The sequence below is a fragment of the Rheinheimera sp. genome (assembly GCF_020217005.1).
Taxonomy (GTDB): domain Bacteria; phylum Pseudomonadota; class Gammaproteobacteria; order Enterobacterales; family Alteromonadaceae; genus Pararheinheimera.
In genome coordinates, this window is the sequence record NZ_JAIWOI010000194.1 from 1 (window position 1) to 10,000 (window position 10,000).

The window sequence follows — 10,000 nt, forward strand, 5'->3', positions numbered from 1 at the left end:
ATCCTATGGATCTCGACATCACCTCTGCAAGCCTGTTTTTTAGCCGTTTTGCCGCACATTTATGTGCGCCGGTTTTTGTGTTTTTAACTGGTTTGTCGGCCTGGCTTTATGCCAATCCGGTGAATGGTCCTGCGCGTTCGGCCCGAAGTTTCCTTATCAAGCGTGGTTTGTTTTTAATAGCGTTGGAATGGATAGTCTTACCTCTGTCGTGGATGGGGTCTTACGATACCATTTGGTTACAGGTGATTTGGGCTATTGGTGTGAGTATGGTGGTGTTAGCGCTGGTCAGTCAGTGGCCAAAAGCTGTGTTGGCTGTACTGGGTTTTGGCATCGTCTTTGGCCACAACCTGCTGACGCCTATCCACTTCCAACCAGATGAGTGGGGCTATACGCTCTGGACTATTTTGCATGACCGTAATTATCTGATAAGTAGTGGTGCTATTAAAATCAAAGCCAGTTATCCGGTATTACCCTGGATAGGGGTGATTATTCTCGGTTACCTGGCTGGGCCTTTATACAGCAAAGGGATGTCAGCAGAACATCGTGGTGCTTTATTGCTGCAGTTGGGAGCGAGTAGTTTAGTCCTGTTTGTACTGTTGCGCGGTTTTAATATCTACGGTGAAACTTCAGACTGGCAGCTGTATCCGGATTTAGTCACTACACTAATGTCGATACTGAATCTGACCAAGTATCCGCCTTCGTTAAATTTCCTGCTGGTGACATTAGGCCTGATGTTTTTGCTGCTGCTGGTGCTGGAGAAGCAACAGGCTAAGTGGACTCAAGTTCTGGTGAACTTTGGTTCAGCACCTATGTTCTTCTACATACTGCATTTGTATGTGTTACTGGCGCTGCATTGGGTGTTACTCACTTTGTTTGGCGCTAATCAGGGCGACAGGTTTGGTATGGAGCATATGGGCTGGATCTGGCTGACGAGCCTGCTGTTAGCTGTGGCATTGTATTACCCGACCAAGCAATTCTCTTTATACAAAAAACGCAGCCAGCAAGCCTGGATACGTTATTTCTAGGCCTTTGTGTGCAGTGTCAGAGCGCAGTTACTGCGCTCTGATCTGAGTCTGTTGCAGCAGTGTGCCACTGCTGCATTTCATATAAACGCGACTCACAACGGGCAAAAGCAAACTCCAGCTGTTTCGCCTGATACAAGTCTGAAATAGCCACTGCAGAGCTCAGCAGTAACAAACAGCCTCTGTCATAACATTCGTCCACTAGTGCTATAAAACGCCGCGCTTCATTGTCCAGTTTGCTGATATAGATATCCTGATGTTCGCGCTGATAACTATCTTCCACACCATGCAAAATAGCTGTATCCGATACAGCGCTAAATTGCGGTATATTCAGCACTGCTATGGCCTGGTAGCGGCTGGCTAACTGCATGTAATCCAGCTGACTACGTGGCCCGGAGCAGAGCGCCATAAAATCAAACCCTATAATCCTTGTGTTACTCCACAACGCCTCAAAGCTGCGGCCCAAGAGTGCAAAGTCTGGCAAAGGTTGTACTGCACCAAAGAGCTGCTCAGCCAGCTGTTTCAGTTCGGTTTCTCTGGCATCCTGCAGGTAATACCGCATAGGACTTTGTTTTAAGCGCCTGTAATCTATGCCGTTATCTAAAGCTAACACCCTGCAGTGCTGATGCAATAAATCGATAGTGGGTAAAAAGCGCTGACGTTGCAGACCGTTTTTATACAGCTCTTCAGGTACAGCATTGGACGTAGTCACCAGCACGACACCAGACTGAAACAAATAACGCCATAAGGTGCCAAGCAACATGGCATCCCCTATGTCGTTGACAAAAAACTCGTCAAAACACAGTACTTTGTATTTCAGCGCCCAGGCTCTGGCTATCTGCAATAAAGGGTCGGCTTCACCTTGATGCTGCTTTAATTCCTGATGCACCCTGGCCATAAAGTGGTGAAAATGCAGCCGGATTTTGCTATCGACAGTCAACTGCTGATAAAACAAATCCATCAGCATGGTTTTGCCCCGACCTACGGGACCATTGATATACAAGCCTAAAGTGGGCATGTCGGAACAGAGCAGATCTGCTATCTGTTGTAAGGCCAATACGGCCTGATACTGAGGCTCGTCATACAACAACAGGCCCTGTTGGACCTGTTGCTGATAAAGCGAGGTTAAAGAGTCCGAACTCAATCTGTGGGCCCCGCCGGCACATAACGTTTAAGCCAGGAGTTGAATTCGTTAAACCAGAAAATGGAGTTGTTCGGTTTTAAAATCCAGTGGTTTTCATTCGGGAAATACACCAAACGTGCATCTAAGCCTTTGCCTTTGTAGACACCATAAATTTCCAGCCCCTGAGTCACTGGCACCCTGTAGTCCTGCTCACCGTGCATAATCAACATAGGAGTGACGAACTTATCGGCAAACATAGCAGGACTCCACTGCAGCATCACTTCCAGACCACTCCATGGCGCGCCACCATAAGCGTGCACTCTGTGTGAGGTACCATCTGAGGCAAACTGGGCCATCAGATTGTATACGCCTGCGTGATTAATCAGCGCTTTATATCTGTCGGTATGGCCTGCAATCCAGCTGACCAGATAGCCACCGTAACTGCCGCCCGCTGCGGCCAACCTGTTGGCATCAATAAAACCCCTGGACAGCATGTAATCCACAGCGGCTTCACTGTCTAAAAAAGGTTTTACCGGGTGTTCGCCATGAATAGATTCGGCAAAAGCCTGACCAAAACTGGTTGAGCCATGGAAGTTGGGCTGTATCACCACATAACCTGCAGCGGCAAAAACCTGTGAGTTCCAGCGGTAACTAAAACTATCGCCTGAATAGCTATGAGGGCCACCGTGCAACACGTTCAGCAGAGGCCATTTTTTGCTTGGATCAAAATGTGGTGGATAGGTGATATAAGCCTGCACAAGTTTGCCGTCTGCTCCGGCAAAACTAACATCTTCGGTTTTGCCCCAGCTGATACTTTGCTGTAACTCCTGATTTAACCGGCTTAATTGTTTTAAAGTGCGGCCTTTATTATCCAGACTATAAATTTCCGGCATCTGATCCATGCTGTGCTGCACCAGATAAATCTGCTGCTGTTGGCCAATTTGTACCTGACTTATATCAGCCTGACGCAAAATTTGTTTCACCTGGCCGCCAGCCAGAGGCATGCTGTACAAAGCAGATTTCGCCTTATCTGCGGCCTGAAAATACAAAGTACCGTTGTTGCCAAATTCCCAGTCATCGACAGATAAGTCCCAATCCTGAGTCAGATTGGTCTTTTGTTGCGGTTTAAAATCAAAGCGGATCAACTGGTTATTGTCAGAGCTAAAGAAAGTACTGCGTTGTGCGCCATAAACCAGACTTTTGCCATCAGGACTGAATTTTGGATTGTTGTCACTTGCAGGGTTGTCTGCGGTGATATTGACAAACTGGCCTGAACCATCAGTTTTAATCAGCAAAATATCGTGATTGATCTGGTCATAAGGTGGGGCACTGGTGACGGCACTGACCGCAATCTGACGGCCATCCACAGAGATATCAAATTCAGCATCCCCATTTAAGCTAAACCAACGATCCCAACCCGGAGTTAAGTCAGCAATTTCGCCAGTGCGCACATTGATACTGAATAAATGCGGGTAACTGTCGTCTGTCAGCCACTGATCCCAGTACCTGTACACTCTGTTTTCAGTGACACGGGCTGTGACTTTATTGTTTTTTTTCTGCTTTAACTGCTCAGCTAAAGCAGCAAAGTCGCCATTAAAACCTTTAGGCACATTGGCCAGAAACAAAATACGTTGGCCGTCCGGAAACCATTTCGGTTGCTGCACAGCAACAGGTAACTTAGTTAAAGCTTTGGCTTCACCACCTGTTAAAGGCAATAAAAACAATTGATTATGCTCGTTACCTCGTTTGGATAAAAACACCAGCTGACGACCATCAGGGCTCCAGGCAGGGGAGCTGTCTGAATCCGGATGCTGAGTTAAAGCTGTCAGTTGCTGGGTGCGTAAATCCAAAATATGAATATCCGCATTGCCTCTATCGGCCGTCAGATCATAACGGGTGACAGTCAAAGCTAACTGCTGACCATTAGGGGATAAGGTCATGGCGCCGGGACGTGCTACTTGCCACAAGTGCTCTGCAGTTAAAGGTTGTTGGGCCGCCTGAAGGGTCCCAGAGGCTACAATCATCATCAGGGCTGAAAAACTAAATTTCATACAGACTCGTCTTTGTTCAGTCAAAGCAATAAGTGGACGCTAGCATAGGACAGTAGCGTGATAAATAAAACCCTGATGAATGATGGAAAATTCAGGATCAACCTCAAGTCAGGGTTCGCTCTCAGTGAATTGACTGCGTCAGATGCTGAGTAGCAAACTATACTTAAAAGGTTGGAGGAGAGTCCTGGAGGTTTTTTATGATCAGCCCGGAATTTTGGCAAACTTTTGTCCAGTTACTGAGTTTTAACGGCTATGTCCTGCCGGAGGAGTTGCACCATTATCACTCCGCCACACGGGCCACAGAGAAGGCTCAGCGCAGTTAGGTTCGCCTTAATTGATCTATTAGGGGGTTGCAGTCAACTGTTCGGAGATCTGTGTCAGATACAAACTAATCTGTAGTTTGTCTGCTGTATTTTGTTGTTGCAGTTTTACCCCCGACAGCTTCGCCAGATACTGACTGAAAACCCAAAAAGGTTCAGCATGGTAAGCCTCTGTTGTCACAGTTTTTTGCCAGGGGAACCACAAAATCCAGTTCAGCTGTAATTGAACTCCTTGTTGTTCCGCGCTGATGGCTAGTTCAGGCGTGCGGCTAAGACTGTGGTTGAGTAAGTAGCAACTTAAGGCACAGCAAAGCAATTCCAGTAATTGAGGTGGCAATGAACAGGCCAACAGAGGGGATACAGTGGAAGAGATCCGTGGTGACGCTTTTAACAATAAGGATGCCTGGTAAGCTCCCCTTTCGGCCAGGTCAACCACTTTGCTGTTTTTCTTAGGTTGAGCCTGTACTCCCGTCAGTTTTTCCAGCATGCCTGATAGTACAGCCCAGCAGGAACTTTGCTGTTTAAGTTGCTGCAGGCTTGGTTTGAGTAAAGGTAAGGTCAGCTTGTGTTCTGGTTGCTGCAATCTGCTGTGCATCAATTGTAACTGCTGCTGGCTCTGCTGCATTTGATGTTGCAGCATCTTCATTAAATCAGCCAACAAATCAGAGAGCTGTGGCAAGTTATAGTGCGATTGCTGCAACGACAACATCAGTTGGTGATTGTAGTTTTTCTCTTCCTGTAATTGCTGCTGCAATTCAACATTCTGATCAAACAAGGCCAAATCACCTTCGATGGCTTCTTTGAAGAGTTGCAGCAACTGAGTGTGGTGCTCGTCCATAGGCCTGTTAAAGTAATCAAGAATGCAAATAGTGCCAAACAAATGGCCATCAGGCCAATAAAGTGGGTAACCGTGGTAAAACACCAAACCTAATGCTGCTGTCGGGTTGTCATGCATTTCGGGTAATTGCCTTGCATCAGCGACGTGCAATGGCTTTTGCGTTCGCAGCACATTAGCGCAATAGGAATTCAATTGCAGTGGCATGGTCTGACTGGCAAAAAACGGATGCTTACCGTTGCTGTTTGTCACCTGTAACACCAGCTGGCTGCCGTCCATTCTATTGATCAGCGCACAAGGGACGTCAGCCTGACGGGCCAACAAATCCACCATGAGTTGCCAGTGACTGACAAAATGATCCAGTGTAAGCACCTGTCCTGTTTGTGCAGGTGAATCCGTTGTCTGCATGAAGATAACTCTGCTATCTGCTTGTTCTGTCAGTATAAAGGCAATATTAGATTTTTGTCAGATGAAAATTGTTAACGCAATCATGAGGGTGGCATTCATAAGGCTGAGTGTGGACCAAATTATTTTTGTTGACCTGTTGCATTATTAGATTACAGCTGTAATAGTTTATGTATTACAGTTGTAATCGAAAGGGCTTATATGAAAGATATTAGTCAGGCAGAACTGGAAGTACTCAAAGTGCTGTGGCAACAGTCGCCTGTCAGCGCCAATCAGGTGGTTGATGCGTTAGCTGATGCCAGCCAATGGCATGAAAAGACGGTTAAGACGTTACTGAACCGTCTGGTGGCAAAGGGGGCTATATCTTATGAAAAAGATGGCAGGGCATATTTATACAGTCCGGTGTTGCAGCAGGCGGACTACCAGATGAAAGAAAGTCAAAGCTTCATTCAGCGAGTGTTTTCAGGCCGTATTGCGCCTTTAGTGGCAGGGTTTGCGCAGCAAGACAAACTGGCAGAACAGGATATTGCCGAGCTAAAACAGCTCATAGCCCGCTGGGAGCAGGAGAATAAAAATGATTAGTCTGCTGCTGGAATTGCTGCTGCCATTATCGCTGGTACTGCTGCTCTTGTTAGTGTCGCGACCTTATGTACTCAGATGGCTGGGAGCCCGCACCTTATATGCCTTGTGGAGTCTGGTGCCTTTATTGCTGATGTGTTTTGTATTGCCTTTGCAACTGAGTAGCAGCGCCTCCGCTGCGATGCAAGTGTATCAGGTGAGCTTGCTGCAGGCAGAACAGCACGTCAGCCGCGACTCGGTGCTGTTATGGTTTTGGTTGGCCGGTCTGTGTTTCTTTGCGGCTCTGCTGCTGCGCAGCCAGTTACTCCTGAACAAAGCAAAGGCGGCCGCTAAACGAGTGAAACTCCAATCAGCGTCTTTGTGTTCTATCTTACCTTGTCTGTTAAGCGATAAGGCACAGGGGCCTTATATCAGTGGCTTGGTAAGGCCGGAAATTATGTTGCCGGTGGATTTTTTCCAGCGTTTCTCACCGACTCAGCAACAGCTGATCATCCAACATGAACTCACACACTGGCGCCGTGGCGATTTGCTCTGCAACTTGCTGGCGCTGCTGTTGTTGATGTTGTTCTGGTTTAACCCTTTGTGCTGGCTGGCCTATAGCGCCTATCGCCAGGATCAGGAATTAGCTTGTGACGCTCTGGTGTTAGCCGGTGCAGCCACAGCAGACAAAATTGCTTACGGTAAAGCGTTACTAAGCAACTCAGAGCCAACGCCAACGAGCTGGCAGGGGCTGACGACTCACTATGGAGACAGAAAACAGATGAAACAACGTTTATTGCAATTACAAACTGAACAGGGATTTAGTAAAACCACCTTCATTGCTGCTGTAGCGCTGGTGCTGGTTGCCGGACTTTGGTTACAGCAGCCAGTTCAGGCTGCTGCGTCAAAGGTGAAACAGGAACCAGCGCCAGTGACGCGGGTTGAGCCTAAGTATCCAATACAGGCGGCAGAACAAAAAATTGAAGGTTATGTGCAGGCAAAGTTTGATGTGTCGGCACAGGGCAAAGTCAGTAATGTCCGCATTGTACGTTCAGTTCCCACAGCCATTTTTGACAAGGTCAGTATCGCAGCGCTGGAGCAATGGCAGTACGCGGCGACAGGCCAGGACCACAAAGATATGTTAGTGCAGCTGGACTTTGAGATGGATCAGCCGGAAACCAAGATGGAAAAAGTGGCAGTGAAACACTAATTAAGCAGGCTATACAGTCTGAACAGCAAAGGGGCTATAGGCTCTTTTGCTGTTTGGATTGAGGTTTAAAACTCAGCTAAATAAATACACGTGCTGAAAAAACGTTTTAAATCAGAGTGATATTAAGTCTCGACCTGAAATAATTGAGGTTATCTCTGCTTTTTTTCTGGCCTTTCATTTGTTAGCCTGCATCGTGGCTGAGCTCATCATTTTTGAAACTCTTGCATCCGTTTAGGTTTCCTGACATCGTTGTCAAGATACTGTAATAACTTTCAGCTAAGGTTTGATCCTGAATGAAAGTATGGGGGCTTTATGTCTATAGTAGAAAAGCCAGAGCAAGATCTGCATCAGGCCTTAGAAAACGCTGCGCCTTTAGCCCGTTATCTGGAGCGAAACGCCAGTAGTGCTGATGCTGCCGATATTTTTCAGGAATCTATTGTCCGTGTGCTGGAGCAAGCAAAGCAGCGTCCTATTCTGAATCCTCTGGCTTATGCTTTTACTGTGGCCCGTCATATGTTAATGCGATTAAAACCTTTCCAGGCTGAAGAAGCGGATGAAGTGGTTTGTCAAAGCGCTAACCCGGAAGAAATGGCTAGCATGCAGCAGACTGTTCATCGGTTTAGTCAGGCTTTAGCCGCAATGCCCAGCTTAAGACGGCAAGTTTTTGTGTTATTCCGGATGGAAGGTAAAAGCCGCAGCGATATTGCTGCATTGCTGCAAATCAGCGAGGATGCAGTATCTAAACATGTCAGCAGGGCCTTGGCCGATATTCAGCGCTCGCTTGATCAGCGGCGCGGTTTATAAATGCTGTCTTACACAGTCAGGTTTTGTGGGTTCTATTTTGAGTGAACAAGAAAAGTTGAATAGCAATGAGCAGGCGGAGCAAGAGCTTTATCTGCAAGCTGCCAGCTGGGTGGAGAAACTCGCTAGTGGCGAGTTGGACAGTCTGAGTAAAAGACGATTTAGCCATTGGCTGGAAGCCGATCCACGGCATGCTGAGTTACTGCGAGCTATGGTCGACACCTGGCAAGATCCGGCTTTAACCAAAGCCTTGTCTGCTTATCAGCCTTCACCCTTCAAAGGCTGGCAGTTATCCTGTTCAAACTGGCCTAAGTTGCAGTGGGCTGGCGCTGCAATGGCAGTCAGTTCCATCCTGATGACTTTGCTTTATCTGGGGGACAGCGATTTGTTTTCCAGTCCAGTTCCTTACGAGTTAAACACAGCCCAGGCCAATAGCATGCAACAAGGTCTTGCTGATGGCACTGTGCTTGATATTGCGCCACACAGTCAGCTTACTGTGTTCTTTACCCCGGACAAGCGTCAGGTGCTACAAGGTGAAGGTGCGGCTTATTTTGCTGTAGCCAAAGACAAAAAACGGCCTTTTGAAGTGCGGCTGGACCAAGCAAGGGTCGTTGCAGTGGGCACCGAGTTTAATATTGACCGCGACCCTGAACTGATTGATATCACTGTATATGAAGGTGCTGTGCAGGTGCAGGCCACTGCTGCCGGTCCTACTGTCTTGCTAAAAAGCGGTGAGCGAATTCGTATTCAGCAGAATATATTGTCCGAAGTGCAAAAAGTGGATTTACAGCAGTTAGTGGATTGGCGTTCAGGTTGGATTGAAATTGAAAATGAGACTCTGGCCTATTTGCTGCACCGACTGAACCGCTCCGCGCCGGTGCAACTCAGTGCCAGTGCTGAGCTTGCAAATTTGCGGGTAGCAGGCCGTTTTGAACTGGCTAATACCCAGCAAAGTTTATCTGCTCTGAGCGAGGCTTATGGCCTGAGCTTGCAGCAAACCAGCAGCGGTTTCAGGTTAAGCCGCGCAACCGATCAGTTGCAGTAAGAATGGAGACGGGTTGTGTGGTTACGACCTGAACTCTGTTTGTTTTTGCTGCTGTCAGTTCCCGCTTGGGCGACGAATGTACAAGTTAAGCAAAAGTACTCTTTTCCTGCCCAGCCTTTATCCTCGGCTTTGTTGCAATTTGCCCGCACTATTAACCAGCCTTTAGTGTATAACCCGGCGTTGCTGGAAGGGCTTCAGGCTCCGGCTCTGGAGGGGGAATTCGAAGCAGCTGAGGTACTTGCGCAGTTGCTAGCGCAGCAACCTCTGGAGGCTATTCCACGTGACCAGGGTTGGCTGATTAAAGCCAAAGTCGTAGTGGATAACTCCGATGTAGCTACCGGAATTACAGCCGGAACCAATCAAAAACCTGCGGCAGTTATCGAAGTCATCGCTATACGTTCAGGCAGAGCTGAAACACAAAATACTATGGCTAAGGCCTTGTTATCTGGGGCGAAAACCCTGAAGCGAGAAGCCATGATAGTACAGGACTCCCTTGTCGCGGATGAGATTACCGACTTTCCGGCGCTAAACTTAGCGAACTCCTTATTACGCCTGCCTGGTATTACCATTAGCAGAGAGTGGGGCGAAGGCAGGCAGATTTCTTTGCGGGGTCTGGGACCTGATTTCACC

9 protein-coding genes are annotated in these 10,000 nt (G+C 47.7%); 6 read left to right on the forward strand and 3 right to left on the reverse strand.

The genetic code is table 11. The annotated features are described in order from the left end of the window. Positions 1-1,025 (forward strand): DUF1624 domain-containing protein (locus tag LDL40_RS09495; RefSeq protein WP_300995080.1); only part of this gene is annotated, 1,025 nt, incomplete at its 5' end. A 16-nt stretch (positions 1,026-1,041) separates the two neighbouring features. Here the strand turns inward: LDL40_RS09495 and zapE are convergent. The 3 genes from zapE to LDL40_RS09510 all read right to left on the reverse strand — a co-directional run bounded on the left by zapE (position 1,042) and on the right by LDL40_RS09510 (position 5,759). Next, entirely contained in the window at positions 1,042-2,166 is a 1,125-nt protein-coding gene (zapE, locus tag LDL40_RS09500) for a cell division protein ZapE (protein ID WP_300995081.1), read from the reverse strand. After that, positions 2,163-4,196, reverse strand: coding sequence for a S9 family peptidase (locus LDL40_RS09505; protein ID WP_300995082.1), 2,034 nt, complete (start codon positions 4,194-4,196; stop codon positions 2,163-2,165). Before LDL40_RS09505 ends, zapE begins: the two co-directional genes overlap by 4 nt. Positions 4,197-4,538: 342 nt before the next feature. Then, positions 4,539-5,759 (reverse strand): GAF domain-containing protein, encoded by a 1,221-nt coding sequence (locus LDL40_RS09510; protein ID WP_300995083.1) that lies wholly within the window; start codon positions 5,757-5,759, stop codon positions 4,539-4,541. 198 nt (positions 5,760-5,957) lie between these two features. Here LDL40_RS09510 and LDL40_RS09515 point away from each other — a divergent pair, with 198 nt between their 5' ends. The 5 genes from LDL40_RS09515 to LDL40_RS09535 all read left to right on the forward strand — a co-directional run. Next, positions 5,958-6,338 (forward strand): BlaI/MecI/CopY family transcriptional regulator, encoded by a 381-nt coding sequence (locus LDL40_RS09515; protein WP_300995084.1) that lies wholly within the window; start codon positions 5,958-5,960, stop codon positions 6,336-6,338. Next, positions 6,331-7,524 (forward strand): TonB family protein, encoded by a 1,194-nt coding sequence (locus tag LDL40_RS09520; protein ID WP_300995085.1) that lies wholly within the window; start codon positions 6,331-6,333, stop codon positions 7,522-7,524. The genes LDL40_RS09515 and LDL40_RS09520 overlap by 8 nt, the downstream gene beginning before the upstream one ends. A 312-nt stretch (positions 7,525-7,836) precedes the next feature. After that, entirely contained in the window at positions 7,837-8,328 is a 492-nt protein-coding gene (locus LDL40_RS09525; RefSeq protein ID WP_300995086.1) for a sigma-70 family RNA polymerase sigma factor, read from the forward strand. Positions 8,329-8,365: 37 nt separating this feature from the next. Continuing rightward, positions 8,366-9,370, forward strand: coding sequence for a FecR domain-containing protein (locus LDL40_RS09530; protein ID WP_300995087.1), 1,005 nt, complete (start codon positions 8,366-8,368; stop codon positions 9,368-9,370). Between the two features lie 15 nt (positions 9,371-9,385). Then, the coding region (locus tag LDL40_RS09535) for a secretin and TonB N-terminal domain-containing protein (RefSeq protein ID WP_367304312.1) at positions 9,386-10,000 on the forward strand (615 nt) is incomplete at its 3' end.

Bases quoted from the DNA above. Each gene is read 5' to 3' on its own strand.
- LDL40_RS09505 (WP_300995082.1), bottom strand. From the start codon at position 4,196: ATGAAATTTAGTTTTTCAGCCCTGATGATGATTGTAGCCTCTGGGACC.
- LDL40_RS09510 (WP_300995083.1), bottom strand. From the start codon at position 5,759: ATGCAGACAACGGATTCACCTGCACAAACAGGACAGGTGCTTACACTG.
- LDL40_RS09515 (WP_300995084.1), top strand. From the start codon at position 5,958: ATGAAAGATATTAGTCAGGCAGAACTGGAAGTACTCAAAGTGCTGTGG.
- LDL40_RS09520 (WP_300995085.1), top strand. From the start codon at position 6,331: ATGATTAGTCTGCTGCTGGAATTGCTGCTGCCATTATCGCTGGTACTG.
- LDL40_RS09525 (WP_300995086.1), top strand. From the start codon at position 7,837: ATGTCTATAGTAGAAAAGCCAGAGCAAGATCTGCATCAGGCCTTAGAA.